Here is an 18,048-nt window from a genome sequence, read left to right as displayed (position 1 = left end):
ATTGATTCATCCTCGTGGCCTTCCTTATACGAGTACCGCCACCATGACCGCACCCTTCACCCTCCTGGCCGAGGCGGTTCGCCAGCACGGTTCGCCGCTGTGGGCGTACGACGCCAGCACCATCGCCGAGCGTGTCGAGCAACTGAACGTATTCGACACCGTGCGCTTCGCCCAGAAAGCCAACCCCAACCTGCATGTGCTGCGCCTGATGCGCGCCCATGGCCTGGTGCTGGATGCCGTGTCGCTGGGTGAAATGGAGCGGGCCTTCGCCGCGGGTGCGAGCGTGGACGGTGACCCTGCCGGCGTGGTGCTGACCTGCGACGCGCTGGACCGGCCAACCCTGGACCGCGTGGTGGCAGAGAAGATCGAAGTCAACGCCGGCTCCATCGACATGCTGCGCCAACTGGGTGAGCGCTCGCCCGGCCACCGCGTGTGGGTCCGCATCAACCCGGGCTTTGGCCATGGCCACAGCCGCAAGACCAACACCGGCGGCGAAAACAGCAAGCACGGCATCTGGCACGAAGAGCTGGACGAGGCGCTGGCGTGCATCAAGGCCCATGGCCTGCACCTGGTAGGCGTGCACATGCACATTGGTTCCGGCGTGGACTACCAGCACCTGGAACAGGTGGCCCGCTCGATGATCGAGCTGATCGGTCGCCTGGGCGTGGACATCGAGGCCTTCTCTATCGGTGGCGGCCTGTCCACCCCTTACCGCAGCACCGACAAGCCGGTCGACCTGCAACGCTACGCCCAGACCTGGGCGGTGGCGCGCAAGGAAATCGAAGCGATGCTGGGCCACCCCGTGCGCATGGAAATCGAACCAGGGCGCTTCCTGGTGGCCGAGTCGGGCTACCTGGTGGCCGAAGTACGTGCCGTCAAGCAAGTGGGCCGCAATACCTTCGTCATGATCGACGCCGGCTTCAACGACCTGATGCGCCCGGCAATGTACGGCGCCTACCACGGCATGACCCTGCTCGACGCCAGCGGCCAGCCGGTGGACCGCCCACGGCAGCCGACCGTGGTGGCCGGGCCATTGTGCGAATCGGGTGACGTGTTCACCCAGGATGACCAGGAACTGACCCCGCAGGACCTGCCCCAGGCACAGGTGGGCGACCTGCTGGTGATTCATGATGCCGGCGCCTACGGCGCGTCGATGTCGTCGAACTACAACAGCCGGCCGCTGCTGCCGGAGTTCCTGATCGAGAACGGGGCGCTGCGGATGATTCGCCGGCGCCAGACGGTGCTGGACCTGCTGAGCCTGGAGGCCGGGTTCTAACCACCGCGCTCCAGCATGCACGCAACCCCTTGTAGCAGCGGCCTTGTGTCGCGATAGGGCCGCAAAGCGGCCCCACAAATGTAGCCGTGATGCCGAAACCCGGGGGCCGCGTTGCGGCCCTATCGCGACGCAAGGCCGCTCCCACATGTACTGCATCAGCCTGAATCCTGCGCGGTACCTGTGGGAGCGGGCTTGCCCGCGAAGAATGCAACGCGGTGAATGGCACCGGCTGCGCCGGTGTTCGCGGGCACGCCCGCTCCCACAATGATCGCGCAAATTTTCAGAGTTTGAACAAGACAGTTGCTTCCACAGGGTGTGTGCTCGCGATCCTTGCATTAAGCCCCTTCTCTCGCGACAATGCGATCAATTCCCATTAATATTGCGGTCTTGACGCATGTCGACGCTCGATCCCCAGGCCCTGCACCAGCTGTACAGCGAAAACAACGGCTGGCTGAAGGGCTGGCTGCGCGCCCGCCTGGGCAACGCCGCCGATGCCTCCGACCTGGCGCATGACACCTTCCTGCGGGTAATGACCGCGCGCAATCAGTTGCCGATCCGCGAGCCGCGCAGCTACCTCAGCGCCATCGCCCGCTCGCTGCTGATCGACAAAGCCCGCCGGCGCGCCATCGAAAAAGCGTACCTGCAAGCCCTGGCCCTGCGCCCGGAGCCGGTAGAGGTATCGCCGGAGGTGCGCTTGTCGATCATCGAAATGCTGGTGGCCGTGGACACCCTGCTCGACGAACTCGGCGCCAAGACCCGCGCCATCTTCCTCGCCGTTCAACTCGAAGGCCTGACCTACGGTGCTGCGGCCGAGCGCTTCGGCGTGTCGGTCACCACCGTGAAGAACCACCTGATCAAGGCGATGACCCGCTGCCTGCTCGCAGTCGAAGGCTGAGGGCAATGGACCTCAAGACACTCGAAGCCGCTGCCACCTGGTATGTGCAGCTCAACGATGGCGCCAGCAACGAGGCCCGCACCCACGCCTGGCGGCAGTGGCTGCAGGCCAGCCCGCAACACGCTGCCGCCTGGGCGCGGGTAGAAAAACTGCAGCGGCAATGGGCCATGGTGCCACCGCAGGCGGCGCTGTCCAGCCTGGGCGCGGCACAAGCACAGCGGCGCGATGTGCTGAAGGTGCTGAGCCTGTTGCTGGCCATGGGTGGCGGTGGCTGGCTGGCAGCCGAGCAGGTGCCCTCTCGCGCCTTGCTGGCCCAGCAACGCACCCGTGGCGGTGAACGCCGCGCCCTGCAGCTGGAGGATGGCTCGCAGCTTGAGCTGAACGTGGATACCGCGCTGGATGTGCGCTACGACGCGAAAGTACGGGCGATCCAGCTGTACCAAGGGGAAATCCTGGTGCGCCCGATCAGTGGCCTTCAGCAGCGCCCGTTCATCGTGCACACCGAAGACGGCAGCGTGCTCGCCCGCAGTACCGAGTTCAGCATCCGCAAACTTGCCCAGCAGACGCGCGTGGGCGTGCTGCAGGGTTCTGTCGAAGTACGCCCGCAGCACCACCCTGATCGGGTGCTGCAACTGCAGGCCAGCCAGCAAGTGCGTTTTGACCGCGACGACTTCGCCACCGCCCATGCCCTGCCCGTCGATTCGACGGCCTGGCTGCAGGGCATGCTGAGCGTGAACGACTGGCAGCTGGGCGACTTTGTCGAAGAGCTGGGGCGTTACCGGCAAGGGGTGCTGCGCTGCGCCTCCTCGATCCGGTCCATGAGCATTTCCGGTGCCTTCCGCATCGACGATACCGATATTGCACTGGCCAACCTGCCGAAAACCCTGCCCGTGAGGGTGCGCTACCTCAGCCGTTACTGGGTGAGCGTGGAACCCGCCTGAGTAACCACCCAAAAATAATTTCACCCACACCTTGCTGATTTCGATTCTCGCCCGTCCCTGACACAAGCCGCGACGACAGCGACTTTCTGCCATGACACGGAAGGATCACGCAATGCCCCATCTGCACCCGACCCCTGCAACCAAGCTGAGCCAGGCCGTGCGCCTGGTGCTGTTCGGCATGTCCCTGGCCAGCGCGCCGGGGCTGCTGCTGATGCCTGCCCAGGCCATGGCCCAAAGCCAGACCGCCTACCACGTCCCCGCCGGCCCGTTGGGCAATGCCATCACCCAGTTTGGCGTCCAGGCGGGCGTGACCATTTCGTTCGACACCGCACAAACGCACAACCTGAGCAGCGCAGGCCTGGAAGGCAGCTACAGCGTCGATGAAGGGCTGATCCGCCTGCTGGCCAACAGTGGCCTGCAGGCGCAACGCCAGGGCAATGGCGGTTATGTGCTGATACTTGCAGACAACGGCTCGGCGATGGAACTGGGGCCGCTCACCATCGACGCCAACCGGCTGGACGCAACCAGCGAGGGCACCCAGTCGTACACCGCCCACGCAGTGACCATCGGCAAGGGCGTGCACACGCTGAAGGAGACCCCGCAGTCGGTCACCGTGATGACCCGCAAGATGCTCGACGACCAGAACCTCAACACGCTGGAACAGGTGCTGGACAAGACCCCGGGCATCACCGTGTACGACTCGCCCATGGGCGGCAAATATTTCTACTCCCGCGGTTTCAACCTGGACGGCCAGTACCAGTACGACGGCGTGCCGCTGGACGTGGGCGGCAACTACGTGCAGGCCAACAGCTTTTCCAGCGACATGGCGTTCTACGACCGCGTCGAAATCCTCAAGGGCGCGGCCGGCATGATGAAGGGCTCCGGCTCTTCCGCCGGCGGCGTCAACTTCGTGCGCAAGCGTGGCCAGGAAAAGGCCACCACCACCGTCACCCTGTCTGCCGGCAGCTGGGACAACTACCGCGGCCAGGTGGATGTAGGCGGCCCGCTGAACGCGTCGGGTACCGTGCGCGGTCGCGCCGTGGCGACGCTGCAGGACCGCCAGTACTTCTATGACGTGGGCAAGCGCCAGGACCAGATACTGTACGGCGCCATCGACTGGGACGTCACCGCCGACACCACCCTGGGCGTTGGCCTGGCCTACGAGGATGTCGATGCCACACCGTGCTATGCCGGCGTGCCACGCTACGCCGATGGCAGTGACCTGAAGCTGTCGCGCTCCACCTGCCTGGGGGCCAGCTGGAACGACCTGCAAAGCCAGCGCATTACCGGTTTTGCCGACCTCAAGCACCGCTTCAACGATGACTGGACGCTGAATTTCGCTTCGGTCTACACCCACAACAACCAGGACATCGAATACGCCTACTCTGAAGGCACGGTACCGGTCGGCGCCACCACCGCCAGCATGAACGTCCGCGCCGGGCGTTTCGACTACGACCAGGACGACTACGGCTTCGATAGCTATGTGGATGGCAAGTTCGAGGCGTTCGGCCTGCAGCACGAGCTGATCATCGGCGCCAACGCCAGCCGGCAGAAAACCCATGATTACTTCGCGCTGATGCTGCTGGACGGCAAACAGGACCCGTTCGCCCCCACCGCGAACTTCCCACACCCCTCCAAGGGCGATTACCTGGTCAACCCGACCCGCGGTGGCAGCGTGCCAACCGACTCCACTACCACCCAGTACGGCACCTATGCCAACCTGCGCCTGAAGCTGGCAGAGCCACTGACCCTGGTGCTGGGCGCGCGGGTCAGCTGGTACCGCAACAAGAGCGACTCCTATACCCAGTTCTACGATTACTGGGTGAATAACCGCAGCCAGGAAAACGGCCAAGTCACGCCGTTCGCCGCCGTGCTGTACGACCTGAACGACCAGTGGACCGCCTACGCCAGCTACGCCGACATCTTCCAGCCGCAGAGCGACAAGGTGAACGCCGAGCGGCAGTCACTTCAGCCCAAGACCGGTGCCAACTACGAGGTTGGCATCAAGGGCGAGCTGCTGGGCGGCGCGCTGAACACCTCGTTCAACCTGTTCCGCACTGTCGAGAAGCACCGCGCAGAAAGCGACTACAACGAAGCCTGCCCGTCAGGCGACGGCTATTGCTACACCGACAGCGGCAAAGTGCGCGCCCAGGGCTTCGAGGCCGAGATCAGCGGCTCGCCGATCGAGCGCTTGCAACTGCTTGCAGGCTACACCTACACGCAGACCAAGTACCTGAATACCATTGAAGACACCGACCCGACCGAGCTGACCTTCACCTCCAGCTTCATCCCGCGGCACATGCTCAAGGTGTGGGGTGACTACCAACTGGGCGGTGCACTGGAGCGCTTCACCGTCGGCGCCGGCCTGAACAGCCAGAGCGAAAACTTCCGTACTACCGGCACTACCCGTGTCGAGCAGGCAGGCTACACCGTGTGGAACGGCCGCGTGCAGTACCGCATCGACTCGAACTGGACTGTCGCCCTCAACGGCAACAACCTGTTCGACAAGAAGTACTACGCCACCATCGGTGCGCCGGCCTGGGGCAACTTCTATGGCGAACCGCGCAACTTCATGGTGACCTTGCAAGGCGCGTTCTGATACCCACGCTACGCCTTGCACCCACTATGAATGGGAGCAAGGTTCGTGGGGCAGCGCTCCATCACAGGCAAACGTGTTCCAGCACCTGGTCGATACCGTCCAGATCATAGATCCAGCCCAACGGCATGTCTGCCTGGGTGGGGCCAGGTGTAAGCACCATCAGGTCGCGGACGCCATGCAGCATCAGCGGCAGGGCCGAGCTGGCAGGCGCCAGTAGCACACCCCGCTTGCGGTTGACCGACCAACGCTCGGTGAAGGCCTTGCCTTGGCCGAAACGGAAGGTCAGCGGCCAGCTGTCGATCGACGCTGCCGACGGCGCCAGCATGTGCGGCAATGCATCGAGGCTGATGCTCCCCCTGCCCTGTTCGCACCTGAACATGAAGGCGCTGCGCGCCAGGCGCTCGGTGTCGATCATGTACATGGCCGGGATGTGGGCGACCACCAGACCGGCTTTGCCTGCACTGGCCTGGCTACCTTCAGGGGCCTGTTGCTGCAAGGCCCAGTTGCCGATGAATTTGACGCCGCTTTGCAGGGCGATGGTTCGGCATTCTGCTGCGCCCGGGCCGGCCATGATGTCGCAGAAATCGGCAGAAGCGACCGGCGAGAACAGCGCCAGGGCGGCGATCACGAATTTGAAGGGTTTCATGGTGTTTTCCAGGCAGGCCTCAACCGAGGGATTTCCATTGGTCTTGACCCGCTGTCGCCTCGGCTGGCTTGCTGCGTGCGCGCTTCAACACCGCAGGGATCCAGCGAGTGACAAAAAAGCCAATGTGCGCAGCCAGTGCGCTGCAGAGGAACATCGGGAGCAGGTTGTCCACGAAGGTGGCCAGCCAGTGGTGAGCGGCTTCGCCGTGGGCCACCAGTGCGGCGAGTATGAATGCGGTGACCAGCATGATGACGTATTGCCGATACAGCCCGCACAGCGCGCCCATTGCCAGCGCGGCCATGGCGAGGGCAAACCCTACGTGGTCCATTTGTAACATTCCTTGACGTCAAAAAGGCGTCAAAAATAGCATCAAAATGACATCAGTCAACCTTGAATGCCTTGCACTAGACACTGTTGTAAGCTGGCCCGAAACCGGCATCGTCTACTCGGCCGAATGCGCGCCGCAACCCCTGTAGGAGCGGCCTTGTGTCGCGATGGGCCGCAGAGCGGCCCCGGCAATGTGTGCAGCTTGGCTGAAACCCTGGGGCCGCTGCGCAGCCCATCGCGACACAAGGCCGCTCCTACAAGGGCCGCGTACGCCCATGAATTTTGTTAGCAGACAGGGAAATCGCTCATGCGTCCGAATAAAGCCTGCCCCGTGGTCCTTTCGTCCACGTTGCCTCCAAAAATCCTGCTGTTCCGCCACCCCTTGGCTGGCGTGCAACTGGTCAAAGGCACCATCGAACAAGGCGAGGCGCCGGCCGCAGCCGCCTTGCGTGAGTTGAGCGAGGAATCAGGCATCACCAAAGCCACGCTCAAGCAAGACTTGGGCTGCTGGGATGCCGAACACCTCGGGCAGGTGTGGTCGTTTCACCTGTGCCAGGTGGAAGGTGCCCTGCCCGAGCACTGGTCCCACCAGACACAGGATGACCATGGCCACCTGTTCACGTTCTTCTGGGCCGCGTTCGACAACCTGCCCTACAACGACTGCCATCCAGTCTTTCAGCGAGCATTGGTCTATCTGAACAACGCCCTGGAGCCCTTGCAAAGCGATCGCGGCTAGAGTCCGATGAGCAGGCTTGAGCCGCCAGTGTCGGTCCTTTCGCGGGTACCGCGCCATACCTGAGGGTAGCGCTGTACCTGTGGGAGCGGGTTTACCCGCGAAAGGGTCGGGACTGGCGAACTCTCTTCCGAAGCCCGACTCAGGCTGCATTGCCCCACCCTGCGCAATCCGGGTAACCTTCCGCATTCTTCCCTTCCGGCCTCCCCTGCCGTGTACCGCCCAGGCGTTAAATCGCGAAGCGGTCATTCATGATGCCGACACCCGCATGGCCGCCACCCAATGGCGTGCCCATCCGCCATCTATACATTCAGGATGACCCCATGATCATTCGCCAAGGCATTGCTGCAGACTACCCGCAGCTGCTCGACATCTGGCTGCGCGCCGTACGCGCCACGCACCACTTTCTGCAACCGTCCGACATCGACGCGCTGTTGCCACAGCTGCGTGACGTGTACTTCCCGGCCGTCGAGCTGTGGGTTGCAATAAACACCGATGACCAGCCGCTGGGCTTTATCGGTTTCAATGAAAACCACGTGGAAATGCTGTTCGTCGACCCCGAGCGCCATGGCCAGGGCATTGGCCGTGCACTGCTGGATTTTGGCCGCCAGTCGCGTAGCGCGATGAGTGTCGATGTCAACGAGCAGAACCCCCAGGCAACCGGGTTTTACCAGCACTACGGCTTCGTCCAGACCGGCCGCTCGCCGCTGGATGGCGAAGGCCGGCCGTTCCCCTTGCTGCATATGAGCCTGCCCACCCAGGCATGACCAGAAGGCGCACACCGCGATGGGCCGGTCCATCAGGCCATGTGTCGCAAAAAAAGGGCCGCAAAGCGGCCCCCCGAGGGCAGCCGTTCAGCGCAAGGTATTTTTGGTCAGTTCGACTTCGTTCATCAATGCCTTGGCCAACGCCGTGAGGTAATCGGCGGCGCCGAGGAATTTGTGGTCGTCCTCCATATCGCCTTCGCGCAGCAGATGCTTGATATAGCTCAGCAGGATCGAAACTTGCTCGTAGGCATCATCGATAGGAATGCCGGGCTGGACCCGCAGCAGATCCTTTGGCGGGTTGCCGACTTCCAGGAAGGTTTCTGCGCCGATGGTGACGATGACCTTGGGTTCGTCTGCCATGTTTTCACGCCTCTTCCTTTTGGCCGAACAGCCGTGCATGGGAATGTGTTACCAGCGAATGGGCGATTTCAGTTGCATGCAGGGCATTGCCCAGGCCGGCATCGCCAGCGTGGCTGCGGCAATGTTCGTCAAGGGTTTCGATCACGCCGCGTAGCAGTTCGATTACGTGCGCGAGGGCGAGGGGTGGGTAGATATCGGATTTGACGGTGAAGAATGGCGTGTTGATTGGGCGGCGGGGGGGATCGGGTACGAGCTTTTTCATGGCCATCACCTTTGTTCTGCTCAAGGAGACTGCCACTTCAATCTTTCTCACGGATTGTGGGTGGCAGCCGTGCGCGGGGTGAGAAACCGAGGAACAAAGGCAAAACTCGGCCAGGCCTAAGCCTGCCCGCGCACGGCCGCCATAACGACGGAGCTTTGTATCAGTCGGGTTCTCACGCCCGGTCGCCGGAGCGACGCGAAAACGTTATCCCTGAGGTACTTCCCCGACAACAGCGATAGTTCAGCAGCGCGCGTAGGATAATTCCTAAGCGGGTAGATTCTGAAGCATTTGGTTTCATGTTCAGAAATGTCTTACAGGGTATGGCTTTGAGGTGTCTGGCAGGGGATCGGGTCAGGGCTAGGCGATGAATAATTGCGCCGAACCACCAACCTTCGCAATCGAGCATCAATAATCCGCCGTATAATCGGATCCAATACCGAGGATGGCCCGCATGCAAGCATTGGAAATGGACTACGGACACGGCGAAGAGGTGGCCAGCCACTGCCACGCCGAAGACCAGCTGATCTACGCCGCCAGCGGTGTGATGCGGGTCGGCAGCGAGGGCGGCAGCTGGGTGATACCCGGCGGGCATGCGTTGTGGATGCCCGCCGGGGTCAGCCATGCCATCCGCATGGAAGGCGTGGTCTGCATGCGTACCTTGCTGCTCGAAGCACGTATCGAGCGCTGCCAGGTCATCGTGGTAACCGGCCTGCTGCACGAGCTGATCCTGGCTGCTTCACGCATGCTCGACCTGCGTGACGGCGAGCACGTGCGGGCACTGATCCAGCTTGAGTTGGCCACCGCCAGGCGCATCGATGCCTTTGTGCCGCTGCCACAACAAACGCGGCTGCGCACCTGGTGCGAGCGCTTCCTGCAGGACCCGGCCCAGGACCTGACCTTGGAGCAATGCGGCGCGCAACTGAACATGAGTGCTCGCAGCGTGGCACGGCTGTTCCAGCGCGAGGTGGGCATGTCGTATGGCGAATGGCGTGCCCGTGCCCGGGTGATGCTCAGCCAGCAATGCCTGGCCGAAGGCCAGCCGATTCTGAACGTGGCGCTGGAGCACGGCTACCAGAGCGCCAGCGCCTTTGCCGCCATGTTCAAGCGCATCCTCGGCTACGCGCCGAGCGATTGGCAAAACAGTACCGCGCGCGGGTACTGAGCCGCAGGTTGTCCCACTTGCGCGCAGGGTTGTCCCGCTTGCGGCAGCGGGGTGCGCCCCTCCCTCGTTAACCTCGCATCACCACCCTTGAGCGACATGTGTGATGCCCTTACTGCCTTCATTTCCCTTCCCTGCCCGGCTTGCCGCACTCGGCATGCTCGGCGTGCTGGCGGCGTGCACCCGGCAACCCGCACCTGCCGAGCCACCCGCAGCGCTGCAGGCCAACCCGCTGGCGATTGTACCGGCCGGTGTCAGCCGGCAACCATTGCCCGAACAATGGTGGGCGCTGTTCCAGGACCCGCAACTCAACCACTGGGTACAGCAAGCCCTGGCGCACAACCAGGACCTGGCACAGGCCGAGGCCAACGTGCAGGCCATGCTGGCCGGCATCGGCGAGTTCGATGCCAGGCGCTGGCCGTCAACATCAGCGGGCTTTGCCGCTACCTATGGCAAGAGCGCCGATGACCAGACCCTGGCCGAGGCCACCGACAGCCACGCGCCGTCGCAATGGCAATTCAACCCAGGTATCGAGTTGGCCTATCAGGTGGATGCCTGGGGCCAGGTGCGTTCTGCCATCGAGCGCGCCCGGGCCCAGGCCGAAGCCAGTGCTGCGGCGCTGGACCTGGTGCGCCTGCAAGTGGTCGCCCAGACCAGCCGCGCCTACATCGACCAGTGCGTTTACTCGGCGCGCCTGGACGAGGCAAGGCAGTCCTTGCAAACCCTCGAGCACAGCGTGCAACTCAGCGAACGCCAGCGCCAGGCCGGCGTAGCCACTGCCCTCGACAGCGAGCGCCTGCTAGGCCTGCGGGAACAGGTACGGGCGCAACTGCCGATGCTTGTAGCCCGGCGGCAGATAGCGCTTTTTGAGCTGAGCATGCTCAGTGGCCAGGCTTCGCTGGCCGACACCGCGACTTGCACAACCATACCCACGCTGTCGACGCCGTTGCCGGCTGGCGATGGCTGGCATTTGCTCGCACGCCGGCCGGATGTGCGCCAGGCCGAACGGGAGCTGCAGGCGGCCAGCCTGGAAACCGACATCGTCCGCGCCGACCTGTACCCGAAGGTCAGCTTCGGCGCTTCGCTGACGTCCTCGGACCATCACTTTGCCAACCTTGGCGACAGCCGCGCGGTGATGTTCGGCATTGGCCCGCTGATCCGTTGGGAGTTCCCCAATATCAAGGCCAACCGCGCACGGGTCGGCAAAGCCGAGGCGTTGCAGCAGGCACAGGTTGCCCATCACCGCGGTATGGCGCTGAGCGCGCTCAAGGACGTGCGCCAAGCCCTCGCCCGCTATGACGGTGAACGGCAGCGGTTGCAGGCGCTGGATGCCGCCCTGACGCACAGCCAGCGCGGTTATGCCCTGGCCCAGGGCAACTACCGCGCTGGCACCGTGGACGGGCTGGCCTTGCTCGACAGCGAGCGCGAACTGATTCGCCTGCGGGGTAGCCATGTAGAAGCCCGAGGGCGGCTGGCGCAGGCGCAGGTCAACCTGTTTCGCGCCTTGGGTGGGCGGTGGTAGCTCTAGGTAACAACAAATGGGGCCGCTTTGCGGCCCTTCGCGGGCACGCCCGCTCCCACAGGAACTGGGCAGCGTCTGAAGAAAACTCCATCCCTGTGGGAGCGGGCGTGCCCGCGAAGGGCTGCACAGCAGCCCCAAAAATCAAGAATGGAACCCGAACATGAATGTCGCCGTAGAACAAACCGCACCAGCCGAAACTGAACAGCAAGCAAAAGCCAGATCCCGTCGCCGCCTGGCCTACACCGCCAGCGGCAGCCTGGCAGCAATCGCGCTGCTGGCCTTCACCAGCTACTGGCTCACCACCGGCCGCTACCTGGAAACCACCGACGACGCCTACGTCCGCGCCGACTGGGTGGCCCTGAGCCCACGGGTGGCCGGTTACGTGGCCGAGGTCGCGGTGGCTGACGACCAGCCAGTGAAGGCCGGCGATGTACTGGTGCGCCTGCAAAGCCGCGACTACCGCGCCCGCCTCGACCAGGCACAGGCCGGCGTGGCCGAGGCGCAGGCGGCACTGGCCGCCGCCCAGGCCCGCCAGCAGGTGGCCAGCGAGCGCATCAACCAGCAACAGCAAGCCATCCTGCAGGCTGAAGCTGCCATGCGCAGTGCCACTGCCGAACAACGGCGCAGTGACTTGGACATGCAACGCTACCGTGGCCTTGTGCGTGACAACGCCGCGACCGTGCAGCGCCTGGAAACCGCCAGCGCCCAGGCCACCCAGGCGCAAGCCGCGCTGCAAGGCGCCCAGGCCGCGCTGCGTCAACAACGCTCACAACTGGCCATGGCCAAGGCCCGGTCAGCCCAGGCTGACGCCGAACTGCAACAGCGCGCGGCAGCGTTGACCCGCGCGCAGGCCCGCCAACAACTGGCCGAGCAGGACGAACAGGACACCGTGATCCGCGCACCGATCACAGGCGTGGTCGGCCAACGCCGCGTGCGCGCCGGCCAGTACGTGGTGCCGGGCCAGCCGCTGCTGGCCGTGGTGCCCCTGCAGCAGGCCTATGTGGTGGCCAACTTCAAGGAAACCCAGTTGGCCAACATGCGCCCGGGGCAGCCAGTGGAAATCCGCGTCGACAGCTTCGCCAGCCAGCCCCTGCACGGCCATGTGGCCAGCTTCTCCCCCGCCTCGGGCAATGTCTTCGCATTGCTGCCGTCGGACAATGCCACCGGCAACTTCACCAAGATCGTCCAGCGATTCCCGGTGCGCATCCTGCTCGACACACCGTTGGATGGCCCGCAGGTACTGCCCGGCATGTCGGTGGTGAGCACGGTCGACACCCGCCCCGCAGAGGTGGCCGATGCGCACTGAACAACCTGTCTCGCTGCGCGCCTGGGTGGCGGTGCTTGGCGGCTTGTTCGGCTGCTTCATGGCCGGCATGAATGTGCACGTCACCAGCGCCGCGCTGCCGGAAATCCGCGGCTCGCTGGGTGCCAGCTTCGAGGAAGGCTCATGGATTTCCACCGCCTACCTGGTGGCAGAAATCGTGATGATTCCGCTGACGGCCTGGCTCGTGGAAGTGTTCTCGCTGCGCCGGGTGATGTGGACCGGCTCACTCATTTTCCTGATCGCCTCGGTGGCCTGTTCCTGGGCCCCCAACCTGGAGGCGATGATTACCCTCCGGGTGATTCAGGGCGCCGCGGGTGCCGTGCTGATCCCCTTGTCGTTCCAGCTGATCATCACCGAACTGCCGGCCAGCAAGATGGCCATGGGCATGGCGCTGTTCAGCCTGGCCAACAGCGTGGCGCAGGCGGCCGGGCCGTCGATTGGTGGCTGGCTGACCGATGCCTATTCGTGGCGCTGGATCTTCTATCTGCAGCTGTTCCCCGGCATTGCGCTGCTGTTCGCCATCGCCTGGTCGATCGACGCCAGGCCGATGAAGCTTGAGCTGCTACGCAAAGGTGATTGGCTGGGTATCGCCGCCATGGTGATCGGCCTGGGTGGCTTGCAGATCGTGCTGGAGGAAGGCGGACGGCTGGACTGGTTCGGCTCACCATTCATCGTCGCCATGAGTGTTATCGCCGCCATTGCCCTGGTGGTGTTCGTGGTGACCCAGCTGTTCGGCCAGCGCGCCTTCATCAACCTGCGCTTGCTCGGGCGCTACAACTTCGGCGTCGCCAGCGTGGCGATGTTCATCTTTGGCGGCGCCACATTCGGCTTGGTGTTCCTGGTACCCAACTACCTGTCGCAGCTGCAGGGTTTCAGCGCCCGCGACGTGGGCGTAGCGCTGATCGCCTATGGCGTGGTGCAGTTGCTGCTGGCGCCGTTGATGCCACGGCTGATGGGCTGGACCAGTGCCAAGTTCATGGTTGCCAGCGGCTTTCTGATCATGGCCCTGGGCTGCTGGCTGGGTGCGAGCCTGAGCGCCGACAGTGCCGACAACGTGATCATCCCGTCTACGGTGGTACGCGGCATTGGCCAGCCGTTCATCATGGTGGCGTTGTCGGTGCTGGCGGTGGCCGGGCTGGACAAGCGTGAGGCTGGCTCGGCGTCAGCGGTGTTCTCGATGCTGCGCAACCTGGGGGGTGCCATCGGCACGGCCGGGCTGACGCAACTGGTGGCGAGCCGTGAGCGCTTTCACAGCGAACGCATTCACGAGCATGTGACGGTGTTCGAGCCTGGCGTGCAAGAGCGCATCAACCAGACAGTGCAGAGCTGGTTGCCGCACCAGCAGCAGCTGCTGGAGGGGTTGGCGGGGACCATTCGGCGGGAGGCTTACCTGATGGCTTACAGTGATGCGTTCTACCTTGCGTGCCTGGCGTTGGTCGGGTGCGCGGTAGCGGCATTGCTGTTACGGTCAAAACACCAGCTCTGATGCCGACACATCTCCCTGTAGGAGCAGCCTTGTGCTGCGAAGAGGCCGGCATGGCCAACAAATTTCTTTGGCAGTAATGGCCTCTTCGCAGCACAAGGCTGCTCCTACAGGAATTGCATAACGCCTACTGAATGGGCATGCGCTTAAAGTGCCGCCCCAGGCGCGCGGCCCAGCACCCGCGCATATTCTTCACGCGCGTTCTGCTCGGTAAATTCCCCGGCCCACTTCGCCACCACCACCGTCGCCACGCTGTTGCCAATGGTGTTGCAGGTCGCCATGGCCATGGACATGAAGCGGTATACCCCAAACAGCAATGCCAGCCCTTCCACCGGCAACACGCCGATAGCTGTCACCGTCGCAGCAAATACCACAAAGCTGCCACCCGACACCGCCGCCGCACCTTTGGAGGTCACCAGCATGATCGCCAGAATGCCCAGCTGCTGCTCCCAACCCAGCGGCACGCCGTAGGCATTGGCAATGAACAGCACGCACATCGACATGTAGATCGAGGTGCCATCCAGGTTGAAGGCATAACCCGTCGGCAGCACAAGGCCCACGCTCTGCTTCGAGCAGCCGAAGCGCTCAAGTTTTTGCAGCAGGCGTGGCAGTGCACTCTCTGACGACGCAGTGCCAAGCACGATGAAGATTTCGTCCTTGATGTACTTCAAGAAGCGCCACAGGCTGAACCCGGACAACCGGCACACGGCGCCCAGCACCACGAACAGGAAGAAGGCGATCGCCACGTAGAACATCAGCACCAGGTTGGCCAACGACATCAGCACGGCCGCGCCGTTGCTGCCCACCGCGTAAGCCACCGAGCCGAACGCACCCAGCGGGGCGAACTTCATGATCAGGTTGATGAATTCGAAGAAGCACTCCGACACCCGGTTCAGGCCGTCCTCGATCACAGCACGGCGCTCATGCTTCAAGGCCAGCAAGGCAAAGCCGAACAGCACGGCAATCACCAGCACCTGCAACAGCTGGCCACCGGCAAAGGCACCGACGAAGTTGTCGGGGAAGATGTTGTAGATGAAGTCCATGGTCGACGCCGGCGCGTGGCCTTTGGCGACGGCAGCGCTGGCGGCAGCCGAGGCGGCACTGCTGGCGTGTGCGCCGTGCATGCCCGAGCCGATCCCGATCAGGTTGCCCCACAGCAGGCCCAGGGCCAAGGCGAAGGTGGACAGCAGCTCGAAGTACACCAGTGCGCGCCAGCCCACTTTGCCGACACGCTTGATGTCACCGGCCGAGGCGATGCCGTGGACCACGGTGAAGAACACCAGTGGCGCGACGGCGGTCTTGATCAGCTTGAGAAAGATATCCCCCAGGATCTTGAACTTGGCAGCGAGCTCGGGGGCGAGGAAACCGAAGGCGATGCCCAGCAGCATCGCAGCGATGACCTGAAACGTCAGGTCTTTGTACAGCGGCTTTTTCGAAGTGGAAGACATGGTTGTTTTCTCATTGTTCTTGTCGAAAAGCAGAGAACGGGGCCCAGCAGCAGCCGGGCCCCGCGTGGATCAGCGGGCGATGGCACCCGGGCGGGCCAGCGCCTGGTCGACCATCTGCGGCGCCAGGCCCAGGTAATTGGTCGGGTCGCACAGCCGCTCAAGGGTGGCAAGGTCGACATGCGCGGCGGCCTCGCCCTGGGCCTTCAGCGCTTCCAGCAGGCTGATGCCCTGGTCATTGGCCAGGCGGCAGGCGGCGTAGACCACATCGTGGGCCACCTGGCGGCCCAGCGCCGGGGCCAGGCCCATCATCACCGCTTCGGCCACGATCAGGCCTTGGGTCATGTCGAGGTTCTTGCGCATGCGCTCGGTGCGCACGTCCAGGCCGGCCAGCATGAAGCGCGCCTGGCCCAGCGATGCAGCGGTCAGGGCGAAAGCTTCGGGGATGGCGATCCACTCGGCCTGCCATGGGCCGGTGGAGCGCTCGAAGTCCTGGATCATGGCGTCGAGCATCAAGCCGGCCTGCTGGCGCACGCCCTTGGCAGCGGCGTACATCAGCTCGCAGGAAATCGGGTTGCGCTTCTGCGGCATGGTGCTGCTGGCGCCACGGCCCTTGACGAACGGCTCGTAGGCTTCGCCCAGCTCGCTGGTCATCATCATCATGATGTCCAGCGCTACCTTGCCCAGCGAGGCCGTGACCAGGCCAAGGAAGTTCAGGGTTTCGGCCAGACCGTCACGGGCCACGTGCCAAGTGGCTTGCGGCACGCCCAGGCCCAGTTCGTCCATCAGCGCGGCTTGTACTTCAAGGCCCTTGTCGCCCAGCGAGGCCAGGGTACCGGCGGCACCGGCGAACTGCCCCACTTCCACCCGCGGGCGCAGCTCGACCAGGCGCTCGGCATGGCGGTCGAACATGCTCAGCCACACCGCGCACTTGTAGCCGAAGGTGATCGGCAGTGCATGTTGCAGGTGGGTGCGGCCAGCCATCGGCGTGTCGCGGTAGCGCAGCGCCAGCTCGGCCAGCAGGCCACGCACGGCCTGGATGTCGCGCTCGACGATCGCCAGGGCGGCACGCACCTGCAGGACCACGGCGGTGTCCATGATGTCCTGGGTAGTGGCGCCCCAGTGCACGTAGCGGCCCGCTTCGCCGCACAGCTTCGACAGCTGCTCGACCAGCGGCAGGATCGGGTAACCGACGATTTCGGTTTCGTGCTGCATCAGCGTCAGGTCCAGCGACTCGTAGCGCGACAACTCGGCAATCTGCACAGCAGCTTCGGCAGGGATGACGCCGCAGCGGGCTTCGGCCTTGGCCAAGGCCACTTCCACTTCGATGTAACGCTCGATCAGCGATTTGTCGGAGAACACCGCACGCATTTCGGCGGTGCCGAACATGTCGCGGAACAGGGTGGAATCGAAAACGGTGGTGGACATGGGCAGGGATCCTGAAATGTTATTTTTTGACCGGACATATTGTTTATGTCCGTACATAATTCTTGCCCCACCGCTGTTACACTGTCAACCGATGAAATTTGCGAGACAGACCAAAGGTATGAACCCGACGCGCTACACCACCGTGGCAAAGGACTTGATGGAAGGCATCGCCAATGGCCGCTACCCGGTGGGCAGCCTGCTGCCGACCGAGTTCGAGCTGTGCGACCTTTACGATGTGAGCCGGCACACGGTGCGCGCCGCGATCAACCAGCTGCTCAACCAGGGGCTGGTGTCGCGGCGCAAGCGCGTGGGCACCCGGGTAGAGGCCAGCAGCCCGCGCGGCGGCTACTCGCAGTCGCTGGCCAGCGTGGCCGACCTGGCGCACCTGGCCGAAACCCAGCAGCGGGAAATCCAGGACGTGCGCCACTTCGTCGCCGACCTGAGCGAGGCGGCGCGGCTGGGGTTGGTACCAGGGGAACACTACTTTTGCGTGTCGAGCATCCGCGTCGACCGCCTGCACAATGCCGCGCCGCTGTGCTGGACCGATGTGTACGCGCAGCGCGACTATGCCGAGGTCATCGAACGGGCGCGCGAGCACCCCGACCAGCTGATTGCCGGGCTGATCGAGCAACACTTTGGCCGGGCAATCGCGGTGGTCGACCAGCAGGTGCGGGCAGTGCTGCTGACGGTAGAGATGGCCAAGGCGCTGAAGGCCGAGGCGGGTTCACCGGGGTTGAAGATCATCCGCCATTACCGCGAGGAAAATGGTGATTTGATGGCCGTTTCCGAGACCGTGCACCCGGATGACCGCTTTACCCTGGTGACCCAGATGCGCCGGGATCGCTCACCCGCCTGACCCGCCCAGGCCGCACGCCCCCCTG

General features: G+C 63.9%; 17 protein-coding genes. 11 read left to right on the top strand and 6 right to left on the bottom strand.

What is annotated here, in order from left to right; translation table 11 throughout:
• Positions 1 to 43: 43 nt before the first annotated feature.
• From lysA to AK81_RS22140, 4 genes are all read left to right on the top strand, one after another.
• Positions 44 to 1,276 carry a diaminopimelate decarboxylase gene (gene lysA / locus AK81_RS22155; RefSeq protein ID WP_043202521.1) on the top strand — a complete coding sequence of 411 codons (1,233 nt, stop codon included), beginning with the start codon at positions 44 to 46 and terminating at the stop codon, positions 1,274 to 1,276.
• Positions 1,277 to 1,670: 394 nt separating this feature from the next.
• A complete protein-coding gene (locus AK81_RS22150) occupies positions 1,671 to 2,171 on the top strand; it encodes a sigma-70 family RNA polymerase sigma factor (RefSeq protein WP_043202520.1) in 501 nt (166 codons plus the stop codon).
• Between the two features lie 5 nt (positions 2,172 to 2,176).
• Positions 2,177 to 3,112 carry a FecR domain-containing protein gene (locus AK81_RS22145; RefSeq protein ID WP_043202519.1) on the top strand — a complete coding sequence of 312 codons (936 nt, stop codon included), beginning with the start codon at positions 2,177 to 2,179 and terminating at the stop codon, positions 3,110 to 3,112.
• A 112-nt stretch (positions 3,113 to 3,224) separates the two neighbouring features.
• Positions 3,225 to 5,711 (top strand): TonB-dependent siderophore receptor, encoded by a 2,487-nt coding sequence (locus tag AK81_RS22140; protein ID WP_043202517.1) that lies wholly within the window; start codon positions 3,225 to 3,227, stop codon positions 5,709 to 5,711.
• Positions 5,712 to 5,772: 61 nt separating this feature from the next.
• Here the strand turns inward: AK81_RS22140 and AK81_RS22135 are convergent, their stop codons facing one another.
• Together AK81_RS22135 and AK81_RS22130 are read right to left on the bottom strand one after the other, a co-directional pair.
• Positions 5,773 to 6,357 (bottom strand): hypothetical protein, encoded by a 585-nt coding sequence (locus AK81_RS22135; RefSeq protein ID WP_043202516.1) that lies wholly within the window; start codon positions 6,355 to 6,357, stop codon positions 5,773 to 5,775.
• A gap of 19 nt (positions 6,358 to 6,376) precedes the next feature.
• Positions 6,377 to 6,685, bottom strand: coding sequence for a hypothetical protein (locus AK81_RS22130; RefSeq protein ID WP_043202514.1), 309 nt, complete (start codon positions 6,683 to 6,685; stop codon positions 6,377 to 6,379).
• A 306-nt stretch (positions 6,686 to 6,991) separates the two neighbouring features.
• Here AK81_RS22130 and AK81_RS22125 point away from each other — a divergent pair, with 306 nt between their 5' ends.
• Positions 6,992 to 7,420, top strand: coding sequence for an NUDIX hydrolase (locus tag AK81_RS22125; RefSeq protein ID WP_043202512.1), 429 nt, complete (start codon positions 6,992 to 6,994; stop codon positions 7,418 to 7,420).
• A gap of 320 nt (positions 7,421 to 7,740) precedes the next feature.
• Positions 7,741 to 8,184 (top strand): acetyltransferase, encoded by a 444-nt coding sequence (locus tag AK81_RS22120; protein ID WP_043202511.1) that lies wholly within the window; start codon positions 7,741 to 7,743, stop codon positions 8,182 to 8,184.
• 87 nt (positions 8,185 to 8,271) lie between these two features.
• Here AK81_RS22120 and AK81_RS22115 read toward each other — a convergent pair whose 3' ends face one another.
• Together AK81_RS22115 and AK81_RS22110 are read right to left on the bottom strand one after the other, a co-directional pair.
• Positions 8,272 to 8,544, bottom strand: a complete 273-nt coding sequence (locus AK81_RS22115) for a DUF3077 domain-containing protein (RefSeq protein ID WP_020191952.1) — start codon at positions 8,542 to 8,544, stop codon at positions 8,272 to 8,274.
• A gap of 4 nt (positions 8,545 to 8,548) precedes the next feature.
• On the bottom strand, positions 8,549 to 8,806 hold the full coding sequence (locus AK81_RS22110) for a hypothetical protein (RefSeq protein WP_043202509.1): 258 nt from the start codon (positions 8,804 to 8,806) through the stop codon (positions 8,549 to 8,551).
• Positions 8,807 to 9,257: 451 nt separating this feature from the next.
• On the opposite strand from AK81_RS22110, the gene AK81_RS22105 reads away from it, so the two are divergent.
• The 4 genes from AK81_RS22105 (at position 9,258) to AK81_RS22090 (ending at position 14,297) form a co-directional block, all read left to right on the top strand.
• Positions 9,258 to 9,968: an AraC family transcriptional regulator gene (locus tag AK81_RS22105; protein WP_043202507.1), complete on the top strand. Its 711-nt coding sequence runs from the start codon at positions 9,258 to 9,260 to the stop codon at positions 9,966 to 9,968.
• A gap of 103 nt (positions 9,969 to 10,071) precedes the next feature.
• Positions 10,072 to 11,487, top strand: a complete 1,416-nt coding sequence (locus tag AK81_RS22100; protein WP_081042130.1) for an efflux transporter outer membrane subunit — start codon at positions 10,072 to 10,074, stop codon at positions 11,485 to 11,487.
• Between the two features lie 160 nt (positions 11,488 to 11,647).
• Positions 11,648 to 12,793 carry an HlyD family secretion protein gene (locus AK81_RS22095; RefSeq protein WP_043202505.1) on the top strand — a complete coding sequence of 382 codons (1,146 nt, stop codon included), beginning with the start codon at positions 11,648 to 11,650 and terminating at the stop codon, positions 12,791 to 12,793.
• Entirely contained in the window at positions 12,783 to 14,297 is a 1,515-nt protein-coding gene (locus tag AK81_RS22090) for a DHA2 family efflux MFS transporter permease subunit (RefSeq protein ID WP_043202504.1), read from the top strand. The genes AK81_RS22095 and AK81_RS22090 overlap by 11 nt, the downstream gene beginning before the upstream one ends.
• A gap of 143 nt (positions 14,298 to 14,440) precedes the next feature.
• Here the strand turns inward: AK81_RS22090 and AK81_RS22085 are convergent, their stop codons facing one another.
• Positions 14,441 to 15,742: a cation:dicarboxylate symporter family transporter gene (locus AK81_RS22085; RefSeq protein ID WP_043202503.1), complete on the bottom strand. Its 1,302-nt coding sequence runs from the start codon at positions 15,740 to 15,742 to the stop codon at positions 14,441 to 14,443.
• A 69-nt stretch (positions 15,743 to 15,811) separates the two neighbouring features.
• The gene (locus AK81_RS22080; protein WP_043202502.1) at positions 15,812 to 17,167 is read right to left on the bottom strand and encodes a class-II fumarase/aspartase family protein; all 1,356 of its coding nucleotides are present in this window, start codon (positions 17,165 to 17,167) and stop codon (positions 15,812 to 15,814) included.
• A gap of 118 nt (positions 17,168 to 17,285) precedes the next feature.
• Here AK81_RS22080 and AK81_RS22075 point away from each other — a divergent pair, with 118 nt between their 5' ends.
• The gene (locus AK81_RS22075; RefSeq protein WP_043202501.1) at positions 17,286 to 18,023 is read left to right on the top strand and encodes a GntR family transcriptional regulator; all 738 of its coding nucleotides are present in this window, start codon (positions 17,286 to 17,288) and stop codon (positions 18,021 to 18,023) included.
• Positions 18,024 to 18,048 lie beyond the last annotated feature (25 nt).

The sequence above is a fragment of the Pseudomonas putida W15Oct28 genome (genome assembly GCF_000708715.2).
In the GTDB taxonomy this organism is placed as follows: domain Bacteria; phylum Pseudomonadota; class Gammaproteobacteria; order Pseudomonadales; family Pseudomonadaceae; genus Aquipseudomonas; species Aquipseudomonas putida_R.
Note: the sequence above shows the minus strand (reverse complement) of the source record. Positions and strands in the feature narration are given on the sequence as shown.

Bases quoted from the DNA above. Each gene is read 5' to 3' on its own strand.
- AK81_RS22080 (WP_043202502.1), bottom strand. From the start codon at position 17,167: ATGTCCACCACCGTTTTCGATTCCACCCTGTTCCGCGACATGTTCGGC.
- AK81_RS22135 (WP_043202516.1), bottom strand. From the start codon at position 6,357: ATGAAACCCTTCAAATTCGTGATCGCCGCCCTGGCGCTGTTCTCGCCG.
- AK81_RS22090 (WP_043202504.1), top strand. From the start codon at position 12,783: ATGCGCACTGAACAACCTGTCTCGCTGCGCGCCTGGGTGGCGGTGCTT.
- lysA (WP_043202521.1), top strand. From the start codon at position 44: ATGACCGCACCCTTCACCCTCCTGGCCGAGGCGGTTCGCCAGCACGGT.
- AK81_RS22140 (WP_043202517.1), top strand. From the start codon at position 3,225: ATGCCCCATCTGCACCCGACCCCTGCAACCAAGCTGAGCCAGGCCGTG.
- AK81_RS22095 (WP_043202505.1), top strand. From the start codon at position 11,648: ATGAATGTCGCCGTAGAACAAACCGCACCAGCCGAAACTGAACAGCAA.
- AK81_RS22125 (WP_043202512.1), top strand. From the start codon at position 6,992: ATGCGTCCGAATAAAGCCTGCCCCGTGGTCCTTTCGTCCACGTTGCCT.
- AK81_RS22100 (WP_081042130.1), top strand. From the start codon at position 10,072: ATGCCCTTACTGCCTTCATTTCCCTTCCCTGCCCGGCTTGCCGCACTC.
- AK81_RS22105 (WP_043202507.1), top strand. From the start codon at position 9,258: ATGCAAGCATTGGAAATGGACTACGGACACGGCGAAGAGGTGGCCAGC.
- AK81_RS22150 (WP_043202520.1), top strand. From the start codon at position 1,671: ATGTCGACGCTCGATCCCCAGGCCCTGCACCAGCTGTACAGCGAAAAC.
- AK81_RS22130 (WP_043202514.1), bottom strand. From the start codon at position 6,685: ATGGACCACGTAGGGTTTGCCCTCGCCATGGCCGCGCTGGCAATGGGC.
- AK81_RS22115 (WP_020191952.1), bottom strand. From the start codon at position 8,544: ATGGCAGACGAACCCAAGGTCATCGTCACCATCGGCGCAGAAACCTTC.
- AK81_RS22075 (WP_043202501.1), top strand. From the start codon at position 17,286: ATGAACCCGACGCGCTACACCACCGTGGCAAAGGACTTGATGGAAGGC.
- AK81_RS22110 (WP_043202509.1), bottom strand. From the start codon at position 8,806: ATGAAAAAGCTCGTACCCGATCCCCCCCGCCGCCCAATCAACACGCCA.
- AK81_RS22145 (WP_043202519.1), top strand. From the start codon at position 2,177: ATGGACCTCAAGACACTCGAAGCCGCTGCCACCTGGTATGTGCAGCTC.
- AK81_RS22120 (WP_043202511.1), top strand. From the start codon at position 7,741: ATGATCATTCGCCAAGGCATTGCTGCAGACTACCCGCAGCTGCTCGAC.
- AK81_RS22085 (WP_043202503.1), bottom strand. From the start codon at position 15,742: ATGTCTTCCACTTCGAAAAAGCCGCTGTACAAAGACCTGACGTTTCAG.